This window comes from Amycolatopsis alkalitolerans, assembly GCF_006152065.1.
Taxonomy (GTDB): domain Bacteria; phylum Actinomycetota; class Actinomycetes; order Mycobacteriales; family Pseudonocardiaceae; genus Amycolatopsis_E; species Amycolatopsis_E alkalitolerans.
This window is the reverse complement of the sequence record NZ_VDFW01000015.1, coordinates 34,604-52,086: the sequence shown is the minus strand read 5'-3', so window position 1 is coordinate 52,086 and position 17,483 is coordinate 34,604. Positions and strand designations below refer to the sequence as shown.

The following is a 17,483-nucleotide window of genomic DNA, read 5'->3' as shown; positions in this document are numbered from 1 at the left end:
ATGAGGGGGCCCCTCACGGCATCGGGTCGAACCGTCAGGCGGGCGCGGAGCCCGCCTGATCGGCCAGCATGCGCAGGCCGGAGACCAGGCCGCCGATGAGGTCGCCCTCCTTGAACGAGGCGACCATGCTCATCACCGCGAGCTTCGCAGCCCGGTCGGGCACGCGCTGGAGCGCGTCCGTGCCGGTGACGATCTCCACGACGCGCTCACCGGGCGACACCGCGATCAGCACCGAGCCGGGTGCGGCCGTGCCGATGGACCCGTGGAGCTTCTCGGCCCCCGCCCGCGAGTCGGCGCCCAGGTCGCCCAGGTACACGCTGAAGTCGATGCCCGTCTCGCGGCTCGCCAGCGTCAGCGCCTCGTCGAGACGCGCCAACTGCTGGACGCTGAACGGGCTCGCCGGCGTTGCCGACTCGTACATCCTGGCGACCGAGCGCCGCCCGGTCGGCAGGATTCCGACGCCGAACTCCGGTTCCCCAGCCTGAGCCTGACTCTGCTCGACCATCTCACCAGCTGCCACGGGCACCTCCCACTGCCGTCAGCGACGTTTCGCCGGAGCTCACCTGCCGGTGCGCGCCGATGCCCTCGGGGTTGCCGCTCCACCACATCGGCGGGTAGTCCCAGGCCTGGCCAGGCCGGTACCGCGGGGTGGCGGCGAACTTCGAGCGCAAAGTCAGAAGCGCGACCACCCCGTAAACGCCTCCCGGGATCAGCGCGAAGACCAGGAATGTCTGGACGATGCTCACGCGGTCACCTTAGCTGATGCCGCTTCGCCGGACGGCGGGACCGTTCATCGCGCGAAGGCTGCCGTCCGCCGTGTGCCGCTCTTGGGTTCGCGCGATGGGCCGTAAGGGGTTTACGCGAATGGTTGCAACTCACCGTACGGCTGGCCGCACTCAACGCTATCGGGTTGTCCCCGCCGGGGAATCCTCGTAGTTTTTCACCTGTACGGGCCTTGCGCCCAGCTCCCCTACCCGCAAAGTAACGCACTGGGTCCCCGGAGGACAGAACATGAACCTCGTAATTACCCCCGCTCAGCCCAACGCCGACCACTCTCAGTCACTGATCGACACGTTCCAGAGCCGGGGCACCCGGGTCACCCGTGGGACGAGGGTCACCGCCGGCACGCGCGTCACCCGGGGTACCCGGGTCACCCGTGGCACGCGGGTCACCCGTGGCACGCGGGTCACCGCCGGTACGAGGGTCACGCGAGGCACCAGGGTCACCCGTGGCACGCGCGTCACCGCCGGCACCCGTGTGACGCGCGGCACCAGGGTCACCCGCGGGACGCGCGTGACCTGTGGCACCCGCGTCACCGCTTCCTGAACGCACACTCCGGACTCCGGGCACCAGAAAGCCCCGGGCCGCTTCCCGGCCCGGGGCTTCGGTGTGCGCTAGGCGGCGACGCCGAGATATGGCTTCCACAACGGGTCGGCCTCCCCGCTGTGCACGAGCAGCCGCCAATGCGGGCCGTGCGGCGCCGTCGGCACGATCCGCAGATGCCAGCCCAGTTCCGTCAGGAGCCGATCGGCCTTGCGGTGATTGCACTTCGCGCAGCAGGCCACGCAGTTCTGCCAGCTGTGGGGGCCGCCACGGCTGCGCGGGATGACGTGGTCGATCGTGTCCGCCCGGCCACCGCAGTACGCGCAGCGGTAACGGTCCCGGTGCATGAGCCCGGCCCGGGTGAGCGGCACCTGCGCGCGGTAGGGCACCCGGACGTAGCTGGAGAGCCGAATCACCGAAGGCACCGGCAGCGACACCGTCGCCGCGTGCAGCGTCAGGCCCGCGGGATCGCCGTGCACCACGTCGGCCTTCCCGCACATCACCAGCACCACGGCCCGCCGCAGCGGCAATGCCGTGAGCGGCTCGTAGGTGGCGTTGAGCAGGAGGACCCGCCTTCGCCCCCAGCTCATGGGGGCCATGCCGACCGCCGGGTCCCGGCCTCTACGCTGTCCGGGCGGACGGGCGTTTCGCCCTCCGCCGCGCGAAGGCGGCCCACTGGCATGGTGGCCGCTGGGGGCGGCCCCACCCGGATAGGCACACAGGACTACCTCCGGCGCCGGCCCGGCCACGGGATTGTGGTCGTCGGCGCCGGGAGGGTTCGGTTGTCGGTCTGGCACTCGACCACCTCCACCGGTGCAGCCATAGCAGACCACAGATCACCCCGGAAATGCACCTGTGTTCGAAGACGTGTCCTGTGACATCCGCCGGACGTTCACGTGAACCAGGGCACACGAGGCGAGAAAGGGACCACGTAGCTCCGTGAACCCGTTGCTGACCGAAACCCCGCAATGCGTGAACGACCAGGGCAGCTGGTGTTACCAGGTGTATCAGGTGACGCACAACGAGTGGCTGTCGGCCTCGGCCGGCTGGCTCGTGGCCACGCCCGTCAAGATCCTGCTGATCCTGATCGTCGCGTTCCTGATCCGGCTGGTGCTGCGGAAGATCATCGACCGGGTCACCGAGATCCCCAGCGGCAACAACCGCCGGATGCCGGCGCTGCTGCGCCCGCTGCGGGAGCGCGCGCCGGATCTGCTCGGCCCGACCGTGATCGAGCGGCGGCGGCAGCGCGCGAAGACGATCGGCTCGGTGCTCAAATCGCTGACCTCGTTCATCGTCTACGGGCTCGCGTTCATCCAGGTGCTCGGCGAACTCGGCATCAACCTCGGCCCGATCATCGCCTCGGCGGGGATCGTCGGGGTCGCGCTCGGGTTCGGTGCGCAGAACCTGGTCAAGGACTTCCTGTCCGGGATGTTCATGATGATCGAAGACCAGTACGGCGTCGGCGACGTCGTGGACGTCGGCGAAGCCAGCGGCACCGTCGAGGCGGTCGGGCTGCGCATCACGACGTTGCGTGACCTGAAGGGCACCGTCTGGTACGTCCGCAACGGCGAGGTGCTGCGCGTCGGCAACTCGAGCCAGGGCTTCGCGAACGCCGTCGTGGACGTGCCGCTGAGCTACACGGCGGACGTCGAGCGAGCCCTCCACGTGCTCGCGACGATCGCGAACGCCGCGGTGGCCTCGGAGCCGCTGTCGGCCGACGTGCTGGAGCCGCCGGAGGTCCTCGGCGTGGAGAGCGTGACCCCGGAGGGCATCACGATGCGGCTGATGGTCAAGGTCCGGCCCGGAAAACAGTGGTCGGTCCAGCGCGCGCTCCGGGCCCGCGTGATGTCCGGGCTCGAGGAGGCAGGCTTCGAACCACCCCTCGGCCGGTTCCTCGCCTAACCGCTAACGGCACAATGGAGGCGTGTCCGAACCCGAACCGCAGTCCTTCTTCGACGCCGTAGGTGGCGAACCGACGTTCCACAAGATCGTCGCCAGGTTCTACGCCGAGGTCGCCGAGGACGAAATCCTGCGCCCGTTGTACCCCGAACAAGACCTCGGCCCGGCCGAGGAACGGCTGCGGCTGTTCCTGATGCAGTACTGGGGCGGCCCGCACACCTACTCCGACCGCCGCGGTCACCCGCGGCTGCGGATGCGGCACGCGCCGTTCAAGATCGGCCCCATCGAACGCGACGCGTGGCTGCGCCTGATGCGGATCGCGGTCGACGAGGCGGAGCTGCCTCCGGAACTCGACCGGCAGCTGTGGGCGTACCTCGAAATGGCCGCGAACAGCATGATGAACAGCTGGGGCTGAAAGCGCCGCTCCGTGAAGATCACGATCGCGGACGGTCGTGGCGAGGTCGGCCGCGCCGTCGGCGATCCGGACCGGGACGAGCGGCTGCTCTGGCCCTGAGCCGGCGATCGAACCAGCGAGCCGTTTCGATCAGGACTATCCCGGCGGCGGCGCAGGCCAGACCTGTCAGCGTGCCCCGGGTGTCACTCGGGTCCAGGACGAACAGCGCCTTGCTGAGCGGAAGGATGAACATCAGAGCCGACAGCCCGGCCATGGTCGCGACGAGAAGCGCTTTCCACCACGTGTAGGGGCGGGCGACGATCGCCACGATCCACAGCGAGACCGTGATCAGCGTGATCAGTGCCGTCGTCGCCGACTTCGTTTTGTCCACATCGGACACCAGTTGGTAGGCGGTGAACGTGGCGGCCGCGACGATGACGCCCGCCGGCACGGCCGAGCGCATCACCCTGGGCACGAAACCGCCGCGCGCCCGTTCGTGGTTCGGGGCCAGCGAAAGCACGAACGCGGGCACGCCGATCGTGAACCACGAGATCATCGTGATGTGGCGCGGCAGGAAGGGGTAGGTCAGCTTCTCCAGCCCGATCAGCCCGGGAATGACGAAGATCAGCGCAAGCAGCACCGCGTACACGGTCTTGGTGAGGAAGAGGGTCGCGACCCGTTCGATATTGCCGATCACCCGCCTGCCCTCGGCGACCACGTGCGGCAAGGTGGCGAACTTGTTGTCCAGCAACACGATCTGCGCCACGCTGCGCGCCGCGGGGCTGCCGGTGCCCATCGCCACGCCGATATCGGCATCCTTGAGCGCGAGCACGTCGTTCACCCCGTCGCCGGTCATCGCGACCGTGTGCCCGCGTGACCGCAGCGCGCCGACCATCTCCCGCTTCCGCGCGGGAGTCACCCGGCCGAACACCGTGCCGGTCTCGACGGCGTCCGCGAACCGGGCGGCGTCGGCGGGCAGGGCGCGCGCGTCGACCGCATGATCGGCACCCGGCAAGTCCAGTGAGGCGGCCACCGCGCCCACCGACACGGCGTTGTCACCGGAGATCACCTTCACGGACATGTCCTCGTCGGCGAAGAACTTCAGCGTCTCGCGGGCGTCCGGCCGGACCTGCTGTTCGAGCACCACGAGTGCGGCGGGTTTGAGCTCCGGGAGCGGGCCCGGGGCGGTCAACGGGCCGGGTGTGCGGGCGAGCAGCATCACCCGCAGCCCCCGCGCCCCGATCCGCTCCGCTTCGGCCCGCTCCGCGTCGCCGTCCGCCAGCAACACGTCCGGCGCGCCCAGAACCCAGCTGCCGTGGCCGGTGAAGCTCGCGCCGCTCCACTTGCGCGCGGACGAGAACGGGGCGACCGCCTCGACCTGCCAGTCCGGCACCTCGGGATACGCCTCGCGCAGGGCCCGCATGCTCGGGTTCGGCATCGGATCGGCAGCGGCCAGCGCGCCCAGTGCGTCGGCCACCGGGCCGTCGGCGATCGCCCGCGCCTCGATCACGCGCATCCTGTTCTCGGTCAGGGTGCCGGTCTTGTCGGCGCAGACGACGTCGACCCGGGCGAGGCCCTCGATCGCGGGTAGCTCCTGGACGAGGCACTGGCGGCGGCCGAGCCGGATCACCCCGACCGCGAACGCGATCGCCACCATCAGCACCAGCCCCTCGGGCACCATCTGCACGAGCGCCCCGACCATGCCGGCGAGCGCCCTGTCCAGCGGATCGTGCCCGGACAGCTGGTTCCAGACGGTCAGCGCGCCCGCCGGGACGAGCAGCCAGGTGATGAACCGGATGATGCTGTTGACGCCGGCGGCCAGTTCCGAATGGACGAGGGTGAACCGCCCGGCTTCCTCGGCCAGCCTGGCCGCGTACGCGTCGCGGCCGACCCGGCTCGCGCGGTAGACGCCGTTGCCCGCGGCCACGAAGCTCCCCGACAGCACCTGATCACCCGGCCCTTTCGGCACCGGGTCCGACTCGCCGGTGAGCAGCGATTCGTCGAGTTCGAGCCCCGCCGAGGTGAGCACGACGCCGTCCACGATGACCTGCTCACCCGGACCCAGTTCGATCGCGTCGTCGAGCACGACCGCGGACCCGTCGATCTCCATGGCCGCCCCGTCCCGGCGAACCCGCGGCCGGGCCTTGCTCACGATCGCCAGCCGGTCCAGGGTCCGCTTCGCCCGCAGCTCCTGGACGATGCCGACCCCGCTGTTGAACACGATGAACAGGCCGAACATGGCGTCCAGCACGGAACCGGTCAGCAGGATGATCGCCAGCAGCACGGCGAGGATCGCGTTGATGCGGGTCAGCAGGTTCGCGCGGACGATCTGGCCGACCGTGCGGCTCGCCCGCACCGGGACGTCGTTCACCTGCCCGGCCGCGAACCGGCTCGCCACCTCGGCGGCGCTGAGCCCACGCTCGGCGTCGGTCACCGTGAGTCTTTCCCTTCCCATGGCGAACCCCGGAGATCGACAGGATGCTCGTGACCGCAACTCGCGGAGAAGGGCCGAAGGTCACCGCCGCTCAGAACAGGAGCGGTAAGAGGGCCTGCCGGCGCCGCAGCACCGCGCCATACCGGGCGTCGAGCCGGAACCAGGAGCTCGTCGCCGTCACCCGCACCACGTCACCGGCGATCGACGAATCGGCAAAACCCATACCCGACAGGGCGAACAGGCACCGCATCGGGATCTTGACGGTCAGCTCGCCACCGGTCACCGTGAGCACCGTCTGATCCATCAGCGAAGCGGGCGGCGTGCCGTGCGGGCCCACGTTCTCACGCGCGAGCGCGACGCCGCGGTCGGTCAGCTCACCGACGACCTCGACCGGCAGCTCGTCCACCGGCCGCCACTCGCTGCCGACCGGCAGTTCCGCGTGCCACGACAGATCCCGCGCGGGCCCGGGGTCCATCCGCTCGCCCGGCGCGACCGTCAGCGCGGCGAGCAGCTCGTTACCGGAGACCGTGACGTCCCGCGGCTGGACCTGCCCGTGCACCGCGCGGGTGGCCAGTACCTCGAACGGCGTCACCACCCACGCTTCGACGACCTGGTCGTCGCGGTTGCGCAACCGCACCGCGCACTGCCCGTCGAGCCGGACGGCCCGCGCGACGAACGCGCTCAACGTCTCCCGGTCGGCCGCGTCGGGCACGCGCAGCTCGGTCGTGCGCGCTCTCGTGCTTTCAGTCATCAGCCAGCCTGTCCTTCAAGAACGCTCGCTCCGCGCCGATGAACCGGCGGGGCCGCCTGGTCGCGAGATCGTACGGCGCCAGCACGGTATCCGCCACCACGGCTACCGGGTCCTCGACCGAGGGTCCACTGTAGACGGTGTAGTCGAGCGTGACCGAGGCGAACTTCAACTCCCGCAACGACACCTCGACCCGCAGCTCCTGGGAGTCCACCACGACCGGCGCCCGGTAGTCGACCGTGAGCCGCACCACGACCATCCCCTTGGCGAACTCGCCCACCCCGGCCCGGCCCGCGTCGCCGAACAGCAGCGGCACGCGGGCCTCTTCGAGCAAGGTCACCATGCGCGCATGGTTACCGTGTCGATCGGTACCAATCCGACCGGCAGCCACGGCGATCCGCCTTGCGTAGGTCCGCTTCCGGTTGATCACGGTCGGCCTACTTTCGGTCGGATCGGTACCGTGCCCGAACGCGTCCATGTCCGACCATCGCGGCCGGACCATCGCGACGTACACCCGCTACCTCACCGTGCTCCTGAGCTGCCGCGCGGCGACCGACAGCGTGGCCAGGTCCAGCCTGCCCGACCGGGCGATCTCGTCGAGCGCGACCCGGGCCCGCGCCAGCCGCGAGGCGTTCGCCTTCTCCCACTGCGCGATCTTCTCGTCCGGGCTGTCTTCGGAATCGCTGTGGCGCAAGGCATCGAGCGTGATCGCCCGCAGCGACGAGTACACGTCGTCACGCAGGGAAAGCCGCGCGAGAGCGTGCCAGCGGTTGCCGCGTTCGAGTGCGCTGATCGAGGTCAGCAGCTGGTCGACGTTCAGGTGCGCCGACATCGCGTAGTACAGCTCGGCGGTCTCCTGCGCGCTGCGCTCGGTCTCGACCCGGGCCTCACGCTCGGCGAGTTCGGTGACCTCGACGATGTCCAGCAGGCCGTACGCGTCGAGTAGCACCGCGACCCGGTCGGCCAGCTCGCGCGGGCACCCCTCACCGCGGAACTTCTTCGTCCGCTCCGAGACCGCCTCGGCTTCGCGCCCGCGCAGCAGCCCGCGCATCTTCGGCGCGAGCTGCCCCACGGCCTCGCCGAACCGGCTGATCTCCGCGCCCACGGCCAGCGGCTGCGGCCGGTTGGCGAGGAACCAGCGCGAGGCGCGGTCCAGCAGGCGGCGCGTCTCGAGCATCATCGCGTCGGTGATGGCCGTGTCCACGTCGTTGTCCAGCTCGTTGATCGCCTGCCAGAGCGAGTCGAGCCCGAACGCCCGGGTGACCACCGTGTACGCCCGCACGGCGTCGGTGGCCGTCGCGTTCATCTCCTCGGACAGCCGGTAGGCGTAGGACACGCCGCCGCCGTCCACGACCTCGTTGACGAGCATCGTGGAGATGATCTGGCGGCGCAGCGGGTGTTCGCCGACCTCGTGGCCGTAGCGTTCCCGCAGCGGTTCGGGGAAGTACTCGGGCAGGCGGCGGGCGAAGACCTCGGCGTCGGGCAGTTCGCTCGCGAGCAGCTCGTCCTTCAGATCCAGCTTGACATGCGCGAGCAGGGTCGCCAGCTCCGGCGAGGTCAGCCCGTCCCCCGCCTTTTCCCGCGCCCGGAACTCGGCCTCGTTCGGCAGCGACTCCAGCTCGCGGTCGAGCGCACCGTCGGCCTCCAGCGCGGCGATCTGCCGCTCGTGCACCGACAGCATCGCCGGGGCGTGCGAGCGGCCCACCCCGAGCATCGCGTTCTGCTGGTAGTTGTCCCGGAGCACGAGCTCTCCGACCTCGTCGGTCATTTCGTGCAGCAGGGCGTTGCGGTGCTCGCGGTCCAGCTCCCCCGCGGCGACCAGGTGGTCGAGGAAGATCTTGATGTTGACCTCGTGGTCGGAGCAGTCCACCCCGGCGGAGTTATCCAGCGCGTCGGTATTGATCTTTCCGCCGGCCTGCGCGAACTCGATCCGGCCACCCTGGGTGAGCCCGAGGTTGCCGCCCTCGCCGACGACCTTCACGCGCAGGTCCCGGCCGTTGACGCGCACGGCGTCGTTCGCCTTGTCGCCCGCGTCGGCGTGCGTCTCGTCCCCGGCCTTGACGTAGGTGCCGATACCGCCGTTCCACAGCAGGTCGACGGGCGCGAGCAGGATCGCCTTGATCAGTTCTGCCGGGGACAGGTGCTCGATGTCCTCACCGAGCCCGAGCGCACGCCGCACCTGCGGGGTGATCGTGATCGTCTTCGCGGCACGCGGGTAGATCCCGCCGCCCTCACTGATGAGCGAACGGTCGTAGTCGTCCCATGAGGACCGTGGCAGCGCGAACAACCGCTTGCGCTCGGCGAACGTCGCCGAGGCGTCGGGATCGGGGTCGAGGAAGACATGCATATGGTTGAAGGCGGCCACGAGCCGGATGTGCTCGGACAGCAGCATGCCGTTCCCGAACACGTCGCCGGCCATGTCGCCGATACCGACGACCGTGAACTCCTCGCGCTGGGTGTTCACGCCCAGTTCCCGGAAATGCCGCTTGACACTTTCCCACGCGCCGCGCGCGGTGATGCCCATGGCCTTGTGGTCGTAGCCGACCGAACCGCCCGAGGCGAACGCGTCGCCGAGCCAGAACTCGTAACTGGCCGACACGTCGTTCGCGATGTCGGAGAAGGTCGCGGTGCCCTTGTCCGCGGCGACGACCAGGTACGTGTCGTCGGGGTCGTAGCGGACCACGTCCTTCGCCGGGGAGGTGTGGCCTTCGACGCGGTTGTCGGTCAGGTCCAGCAGGCCCGAGATGAACATGCGGTAGCAGGCGATGCCCTCGTTCAGCTGCGCGTCGCGGTCCACGGCCGGGTCACCGGTCGGCGCCGGGGGCCGCTTGACGACGAACCCGCCCTTCGCGCCGACCGGCACGATCACCGCGTTCTTCACCGCCTGCGCCTTCACCAGGCCCAGGATCTCGGTGCGGAAGTCCTCACGGCGGTCCGACCAGCGCAGCCCGCCGCGGGCGACGGCACCGAAGCGCAGGTGCACGCCTTCGACGCGCGGAGAGTACACGAAGATCTCGAACCGCGGCCGCGGCTCGGGCAGGTCCGGCACGCTCTTCGGATCGAGCTTGAACGCGAGGAACGGGCGCGGATCGCCCTCGGCGCCGGTGACGCGGTAGTTCGTGCGCAGGGTCGCGGTGATGACCGCGAGCAGGCGCCGGAGGATGCGGTCCTCGTCGAGGCTGGTGACCTCGTCGATCATCGCGGTGATCTCGTCGATGAGCGGATCGGCCTGCGCGTCGGACTCCGGGTCGGTGCTCAGGTCGAACCGGTGCTCGAACAGGTTGACCAGCTTCGTCGCGATGTCGGTGTGCGCGAGCACGGCGGCCTCGATGTACTCCTGCGAGTACGGCGTGCGCGCCTGGCGCAGGTACCGCGAGTACGCGCGTAGCACCGCGGCCTGCCGCCATGTCAGGCCCGCGCGCAGGACCAGCGAGTTGTAGCCGTCGACCTCGCAGTCCCCGCGCCAGGTGGCGGCGAAGGCGTCCTGGAAGCGCACCCGCAGGTCTTCCTCGGCCTCGCTGGTCAGCTCACCGAGGACCTCGCGGTTGATCCGGAGCCCGAAATCGTAGATCCACCACCGGGTTCCGTCCTCGCGGCGCAGATCGTAGGGCCGCTCGTCCACGACCTCGACGCCCATGCGCTGCAGTAGCGGCAGCACCGCGGTGAGGGTGACGCCCTCGCCGAGGAGGTACAGCTTGAACCGCCGCTCCCCCGCCTCGGCGCCCGCCGGCAGGTAGAACGACATGGTGAGGTCCTGCTCGGTACGCAGCGACTCCAGGCACCGAAGGTCCGCGAGCGCCTCGGCGGCATCGAAATCCTCCTTGTAGGCCTCGGGGAACACGCCCGCGTACCGCTGGCCGAGTTCGGCCGCGGACTCCTCGCCGAACGAGCCGGCGCCCCGGCCCGCTTCGCGCCGTTCCGCGAGGATCGCTTCGACCATCAGGTCGTCCCAGCTGCGCACGGCCGCGTTCAGGCGTTCCTGGATGCGCAGGGTGTCAGGTTCGGCACTGCGGCTGGGGTCGGTGTGGACGGTGAAGTGGACCTGCGCGAGCGCGGTCTCGCCGACGCGGGTGCCGTATTCGAGGTGGGTGCCCTCGAGCTCGGCCAGGAGAACCTCCTGCATCGCCAGCCGCGACCGGGTCGTGTACCGGTCACGCGGCAGGAACACCAGGCAGGAGTAGAAGCGGCCGTAGGTGTCGCGCCGCAGGAACAGCCGCAGCCGGCGGCGGTCGGAGAGGGTGATGGCGCCGACCGCGGTCGAGTAGAGCGAGTCCCGGTCCGCGGAGAACAGATCGGCACGCGGCCAGTTCTGCAGGACTTCGAGCATGCGCTGGCCCGAGTAGGACTCCATCGGGTAGCCGGCGCGGTGGATGACCTCGCGCACGTTGTGCGCCACCACCGGGATGTCGAGCACGTCTTCGTGGAGCGCGCTCGTGGTGAACATGCCGAGGAAACGGTGCTCGCCGGTCAGTGCCCCGTGCTCGTCGAACGTCCGGACACCCACGTAGTACGGGTACACCGGCCGGTGCACGGTGGAGGGCGCGCTCGCCTGCGTGAGAACGAGCGGCTCGGTGACGTCGAGGACGGCGTCGGGGCCGGTGGTGAGGCTGCGGGCGGCGAGGTTGTCCTCGCGGAGCACCCCGAGCCCGGCCGCGATCGAGGGGCGCAGGGCCGGGCCGTCGTCGCCGGGCTCGCCTTCGAACAGGTCGTAGCGGCGGTAGCCCAGGAACGTGAAATGCCCGTTGGCGAGCCAGCGAAGCAGCTCGGCGCTCTGGTGTTCGCCCAGCTCGGCGGCGACATCGAGGGCGGACTGCACCATCTTGTCGGTGTCCTCGACGACCTCGCGGACGTCGGCGAGCACGGACGTCAGTCGCGTTTCGAGCTCGCGGGCGCGGTTCGGGTCGGTGATCCGGTCGACCTCGACGTACATCCACGATTCGGCGGCGGTGCCGGCCGGCGGGCGGCCGACATCGGCGGACGGGTGGATCTCCAGGAGCTTGCCCGTGATGTCCCGGCTGACCACGACGATGGGGTGCACGAGGCGGTGCACCTGGATGCCGTCGCGCGCGAGCTTCGCGATGATGGAGTCGACGAGGTAGGGCATGTCGTCGGTGACGATCTGCACCACGGTCGCTTCGCGGGTCCAGCCGTCCTGCGCGGTGGTGGGGTTGAGGAGGCGGATGCCGGGGCGACCGGGAACGCGCTGCGCGGCGAACTGGCGATGGGAGCGGACCGCGCCGACGAGGTCGACCGAGTCGTCGCCGACGACCTCCTCGGCCGGGAGGTGGCGGTAGTAGAGGCGGATGAGGCCCGCGATGTCCGGCGCGTCGACGGCCGCGGCCTCGATCAGCTCGTCCCGGATCTGCTCGGGACTGTCCGCCCGCCGTTGCGCGGTTTCCCGCCCGGAAGCCACACCAGGGCGGGACGAAACACCTGTCGAGCTCATTTCAGGCAACTCTCCACTGAGCCAGCGATCACACCATCAAGCCGAACAGCCTCACCATAGTGCGACCTTTCGGCGGCGTTTCGGCTATGGCCACGGAGCGATCCTCGCCTCCGAGTGCTAGTGATGGGACTTCACCCACGCGGGCGGTGGGGGCGGGCGTTCGGCTGCCTTTCGGCGCGGGCTCACTGGCGAACACAGCCGGTGCGGCCTTCGGGACGTCCGCCTATCGTGGTCACCGCGACGGCGACCGTTGCACCGGCGTTTCGGCCCGGACCCCCTGGCGGACGCGGCGACGCCTCGCGTTTTCCGCCCGTCAGTGGTCACCGCAATGGCGGCCGTTCGCCGGCATTTCAGCGCAGGCTCCCCGGCGAACACGGCGACGGCCGGCCCGGCGCCGCCCACACAACATCCACCCCGGCCGATCACCGCAACAGCGACCACCCCACCGGCGTATCAGCGCGGACTCCCCGGCCAACACGGCGACGGCCAGCCCGGCGCCGCCCACACAACATCCACCCCGGCCGATCACCGCAACAGCGACCACCCCACCGGCGTATCAGCCCGGGCTCCCCGGCGGACACGGCGACGGCCTCGCGACATCCGCCCGTCAGCGGTCGCCGCGATGGCGGCCGTTCGCCGGAGGTTCGCCGTTGCGACCGTGACCGTTGAGGGTGCGCCGCTCCTCGGAGCCCTGATTGCCCAGGCGTTTCACCAGGGCGGCCGCGCTGGAGGTGCCGGCCTGATGCTCCGCCAGGGCCCTCGCCAGCAGGTCGGCCAGCCCGGCGTCGGCAGGCAGGTCCTCCTCCAATGCGGGCGAACCGGTGTACCCGTCGCGGAACGGTTCGCCGAGTCCGTCGTCCTCGATTACTGGCGTGTTGGTGAAATGGGTCTCCGACATCGAAGCCGGAACGTCGTCTGCGACGCTCTCGAACGGTTCGAGTGACGGCGGCAACTTCAGCCGCGGCAACCACGGATCGTTCACGACGAGCGATCGCTCCGGAGATCCGGACGGGGACTCGCCGGATCCAGCGTTCGACCGGTTCTTCGCGGTCTCCTCACCGTGGTCGCCCTGGTCCGCTGTCTGCGTGTCCTGAGTGGACTCGTCCGGCTCCCTGTGCCGAGACACCTCGGCCCGGTTCACGCCTGGCGCCGAGTCCGCGATTTCCTTGCCTCGCGAGGGTTCCGCCGACCCACGGGTCTCCGCCAATTCGTCGTTCCGCAGGGAGTCCGCCAGTTCGCGCAGCCATGCGGGCTCGTCCGCCTCCGGGCTCGGCTCGGGTTGCGCGGAGCCCACCGGGCCACCGTCGGCCGATGCGTCGCGCTGCGCGAGGTTTGCGAGGCCGCCGTCCGCCGACTCCTGGCGCCGCGCGGAGCCCACCAGGCCGCCGTCCGCCGATCCATCACGCCGCGCCGACTTTGCCAGGCCGCCATCCGCCAACCCGTCACGCTGCGCGAGGTTTGCGGGGCCACCGTTTGCCGACTCCTGACGCCGCGCCGACTCCACCAAGCCACCGACCGCCGATCCGTCATGCCGCGCGGAATCGGCGGGCTCGACGTCGCGTCCAGCCGCCAACTGCTCGTCTTGGCGCGCGGAATCCGCCACGCCTCCGGCCGAGCTGAGCTCCCGCGAGCCCTGGCGGCCCGCCGCGGCTCCTGTCGAGGCGGGACCTTCCGAACCCTGGCGACCCACCGCCTCCTTGTTCGGCGCGACGTTCGCGGTCTGCTGGGAATCATCGGTTTCGTCCACCGCGCGGCGGCGGCCACCGCCGGAACCGGTCGAGATACCCAGCCGGTCCAGGACGGACCGCGCGGTGACCGAGCCGTGCGTGGCGTCGTGACGGGTCTTCCGCGTGGCGGGCTCGTCCGGCCGGCCGGCTGCCTTGCGCTCGGCGACCGGCTCGTCGGCAGGCGGCGGCGCGAGCGGCAGATCCGGTACCTCGGGATGCTCGACCCGCACCGGCGTGAGCCTCACCGGTGGTGCGGTCGCATCCACACCGCCCTTCGCGGTCGCGACGGCAACCGCTTTGTCCTCCGCGCGCCGCTTTCCGGCCTTCGGAGCACTCACCACCCTCGCTGAACGCCGCTCGTCGCTGGGCTCGATGATGCGCGGAAGGATCACGGTTTGCTCGGCCGCGGCCTGCCTCTTCTGCTCTGCCTGCGCCGCGGAACGCGAGGCAAGGTGCGTGCCGGCCCCATTCAGTCCAGGCACGTCTGAGGCGGCCCCCAAACCCCCCGCGACCGCGTCAGCCGCCCGGCGCGCCGAACCACCGGGAGCCTGTGCACGGGGAGCTAGCACGTCGTCAAGGTCGAACTCGGCCTGGCTGCCGGTGCCGAACGCGCCCGCCAGCAACCCCATCGCCTGGCGGCGCGACCGCGCATACACATGCTCGGCCGCGCGGCTCTGGTGCAAGCACTCGATGGCCTCCGACGCCCGGCCCAGCCTTTCTTCGACGTACGCGAGTTCCGCCCACAATCGCGCGGTCAGCGAATACAGGCCATGCCGTTCGGTGCTGTGCACCGCGTCCCGCAGCACGACCGCCGCCGCCTCGACCGAACCGGAGGGAAGCAGAACCCGCGTCGCGACGGCCATCCGCAGCCAGCCCAGCGGTGCGACCGCGGCCGCACGCGGAGAGTCGGTCAGCACCGATTCCGCGATCTCCGCGGCGTTCTCGGTGTCGCCCCGGTCGAGCAACGAGCACACCAGCTGGAGGATCAGCCGGACACGGACGACACCGCCGTCGCAACCCGGATCCTCGAGCTGTTCGAGCAGGCCCAGCCCGGTGCGTGCGGCATCGGCCGCGCCCATCACGTCGGCGTGACGCCGCCGATGCCCGGAGATCGCGACCCGGACCAGCGCCCGGGCGAGCAACCGTTCGTCCCCGTCGAGATCGTCGTCCGACGCGCACAGCCGGTCGGCCTCGGTCAGCGTCCGGTCCAGTTCCGGTTTCCGGCCGAACTGCGACAGGCACCCGACCAGCTGGCACAGCGCCGCCGCCTTGGCGGCACCGGAGAGCGCGTCGACACCGAGGACCGGCCTCAGCACGGCGAGCCCCGTCAGCGGCACGCCGACACTGCGCGAGCAGACGGCCAGCTCGCTGCGCAACCCGGCGGCCAGCGCCGTTTCACCGAGATCTTCGGCCGAACGCAGCGCCGCGACCGCACGTCCGACGGTGTCCGCGCGCAGCCCCAACCGGACCCGGCCCGAGACGACCAGGCTCTCCGCCCGCGCCCACAGCTTGTCCGATCCCGCGGCCTCGGCGAGCGACGCGGCGCGCTCGCCGAGGATCACGGTCAGTTCCGGTGCGCGCAGGCCGAGCCCCGCCGCGTTCCGCAGCAGGCTCTCGATCGCCGGATGCTCACCGCTACCGCCCGTGCTCCAGCCGCCGACGCGTAGCGCGGGCGGGCTGGACCGGATGTGCTTCGTGGCTGCCAATGGGGACTCCGCTTCAGTGTCGGCTCAAGCGTGCTCGCGAACGCGCTCAGTCGCGCGTCAACTTGCGGTGAGTCACCCGGTGGGGCCGGGCCGCCTCCGCTCCCAGACGGTCGATCTTGTTCTTCTCGTAGCCCTCGAAGTTGCCTTCGAACCAGAACCACTTCGCGGGGTTGGCGTCGTCGCCCTCCCAGGCCAGGATGTGCGTCGCCACGCGGTCGAGGAACCACCGGTCGTGCGAGATGACCACCGCGCAGCCGGGGAACTGCTCGAGTGCGTTCTCCAGCGAGCCCAGGGTTTCGACGTCCAGGTCGTTGGTCGGCTCGTCCAGCAGAATCAGGTTCCCGCCCAGCTTCAGCGTCAGCGCGAGGTTCAGCCGGTTGCGCTCACCACCGGAGAGCACACCGGCCGGCTTCTGCTGATCCGGCCCCTTGAACCCGAACGCGGAGACATACGCCCGCGACGGCATTTCGGTCTGGCCGACGTGGATGTAGTCCAGCCCGTCGGAGACGACCTCCCACACCGTCTTCTTGGGGTCGATCCCGGCCCGGTTCTGGTCCACATAGGACAACTTGACCGTTTCGCCGATCTTGACCTCGCCCGAGTCGGGGTTCTCCAGCCCCACGATCGTCTTGAACAGCGTCGTCTTGCCGACGCCGTTCGGGCCGATGACACCGACAATGCCGTTGCGCGGCAGGTCGAACGACAAGTCGTCGATAAGGAGCCGGTCTTCGAAGCCCTTACGCAGGTGCTCGACCTCGACCACCACGCTGCCCAGCCGCGGACCGGGCGGGATCTGGATCTCTTCGAAGTCGAGCTTGCGATTCCGCTCGGCCTCGGCGGCCATCTCCTCGTACCGGTCGAGGCGGGCGCGGGACTTGGTCTGGCGTGCTTTGGCGTTGGAGCGAACCCAGTCGAGCTCGTTCTTGAGCCGCTTCGCGAGCTTCGCGTCCTTCTTGCCCTGCACCTCCAATCGTTCCCGCTTCTTCTCGAGGTAGGTCGAGTAGTTGCCCTCGTAGCCGACGACGTGCCCGCGGTCGAGCTCCATGATCCACTCGGCGACGTTGTCCAGGAAGTACCTGTCGTGGGTGACCGCTAGGACGGCGCCCGGGTAGCTGGCGAGGAACTGCTCCAGCCACAGCACGCTTTCGGCGTCCAGGTGGTTGGTGGGTTCGTCGAGCAGCAGCAGGTCCGGCTTGGACAGCAGCAGCTTGCACAGCGCGACCCGGCGCCGCTCGCCACCGGAAAGGTGAGTGACGGCCTCGTCCGGAGGCGGGCAACGCAGCGCGTCCATGGCCTGCTCGAGCTGCGAGTCCAGTTCCCAGGCGTCGGCATGGTCCAGATCCTCCTGGAGCCGGCCCATCTCCTCCATTAGCGCGTCGCTGTAGTCGGTGGCCATCTGCTCGGCGATCTCGTTGAACCGGTCGAGCTTGACCTTGATGTCGCCGAGGCCCTCCTCGACATTGCCGCGGACCGTCTTGTCCTCGTTGAGCGGCGGCTCCTGCAGCAGGATGCCGACCGATGCGCCGGGCTGGAGGAAGGCTTCCCCGTTGCTCGGCTGATCGAGCCCGGCCATGATCTTCAGCACGGTGGACTTGCCGGCACCGTTCGGACCCACGACGCCGATCTTGGCTCCGGGGTAGAACGCGGTGCTGACGTCATCGAGGATGACCTTGTCCCCGACGGTCTTGCGCACCTTTTTCATGGTGTAGATGAACTCGGCCATAAGGTCGATCGTAGAGCCGCGCGTTACCCGGCCGTACGGCGGTCACCATCCGACGACCCAGCGTCAACCGCTGCTCACCGCTC

12 protein-coding genes are annotated in these 17,483 nt (G+C 70.0%); 2 read left to right on the top strand and 10 right to left on the bottom strand.

Annotated features, from left to right (window positions below; translation table 11 throughout):
* Positions 1–34: 34 nt before the first annotated feature.
* The 4 genes from FG385_RS18015 to FG385_RS18000 all read right to left on the bottom strand — a co-directional run bounded on the left by FG385_RS18015 (position 35) and on the right by FG385_RS18000 (position 1,913).
* Positions 35–520 carry a DUF5130 family protein gene (locus FG385_RS18015; RefSeq protein ID WP_139097922.1) on the bottom strand — a complete coding sequence of 162 codons (486 nt, stop codon included), beginning with the start codon at positions 518–520 and terminating at the stop codon, positions 35–37.
* Positions 507–746 (bottom strand): aa3-type cytochrome oxidase subunit CtaJ, encoded by a 240-nt coding sequence (gene ctaJ, locus FG385_RS18010; protein WP_139097921.1) that lies wholly within the window; start codon positions 744–746, stop codon positions 507–509. Before ctaJ ends, FG385_RS18015 begins: the two co-directional genes overlap by 14 nt.
* A 309-nt stretch (positions 747–1,055) precedes the next feature.
* Entirely contained in the window at positions 1,056–1,316 is a 261-nt protein-coding gene (locus tag FG385_RS34385) for a hypothetical protein (RefSeq protein ID WP_235022636.1), read from the bottom strand.
* 78 nt (positions 1,317–1,394) lie between these two features.
* Positions 1,395–1,913: an HNH endonuclease gene (locus FG385_RS18000; protein ID WP_139097919.1), complete on the bottom strand. Its 519-nt coding sequence runs from the start codon at positions 1,911–1,913 to the stop codon at positions 1,395–1,397.
* Positions 1,914–2,262: 349 nt separating this feature from the next.
* On the opposite strand from FG385_RS18000, the gene FG385_RS17995 reads away from it, so the two are divergent.
* Both FG385_RS17995 and FG385_RS17990 read left to right on the top strand, forming a co-directional pair.
* Positions 2,263–3,225, top strand: coding sequence for a mechanosensitive ion channel family protein (locus tag FG385_RS17995; RefSeq protein ID WP_139097918.1), 963 nt, complete (start codon positions 2,263–2,265; stop codon positions 3,223–3,225).
* A gap of 22 nt (positions 3,226–3,247) precedes the next feature.
* On the top strand, positions 3,248–3,637 hold the full coding sequence (locus FG385_RS17990) for a globin (protein ID WP_139097917.1): 390 nt from the start codon (positions 3,248–3,250) through the stop codon (positions 3,635–3,637).
* Between the two features lie 19 nt (positions 3,638–3,656).
* On the opposite strand, the gene FG385_RS17985 is transcribed toward FG385_RS17990, so the two are convergent.
* The 6 genes from FG385_RS17985 to ettA all read right to left on the bottom strand — a co-directional run bounded on the left by FG385_RS17985 (position 3,657) and on the right by ettA (position 17,400).
* Entirely contained in the window at positions 3,657–6,071 is a 2,415-nt protein-coding gene (locus FG385_RS17985) for an HAD-IC family P-type ATPase (RefSeq protein ID WP_139097916.1), read from the bottom strand.
* A 70-nt stretch (positions 6,072–6,141) separates the two neighbouring features.
* Positions 6,142–6,801 carry a hypothetical protein gene (locus FG385_RS17980; protein ID WP_139097915.1) on the bottom strand — a complete coding sequence of 220 codons (660 nt, stop codon included), beginning with the start codon at positions 6,799–6,801 and terminating at the stop codon, positions 6,142–6,144.
* Positions 6,794–7,195 carry an acyl-CoA thioesterase gene (locus tag FG385_RS17975; RefSeq protein WP_235022643.1) on the bottom strand — a complete coding sequence of 134 codons (402 nt, stop codon included), beginning with the start codon at positions 7,193–7,195 and terminating at the stop codon, positions 6,794–6,796. Before FG385_RS17975 ends, FG385_RS17980 begins: the two co-directional genes overlap by 8 nt.
* 120 nt (positions 7,196–7,315) lie before the next feature.
* Positions 7,316–12,244: an NAD-glutamate dehydrogenase gene (locus FG385_RS17970; protein WP_139097914.1), complete on the bottom strand. Its 4,929-nt coding sequence runs from the start codon at positions 12,242–12,244 to the stop codon at positions 7,316–7,318.
* A 607-nt stretch (positions 12,245–12,851) separates the two neighbouring features.
* Entirely contained in the window at positions 12,852–15,677 is a 2,826-nt protein-coding gene (locus tag FG385_RS17965) for a hypothetical protein (RefSeq protein WP_235022634.1), read from the bottom strand.
* Between the two features lie 46 nt (positions 15,678–15,723).
* Positions 15,724–17,400, bottom strand: coding sequence for an energy-dependent translational throttle protein EttA (gene ettA, locus FG385_RS17960; RefSeq protein ID WP_139097913.1), 1,677 nt, complete (start codon positions 17,398–17,400; stop codon positions 15,724–15,726).
* Positions 17,401–17,483 lie beyond the last annotated feature (83 nt).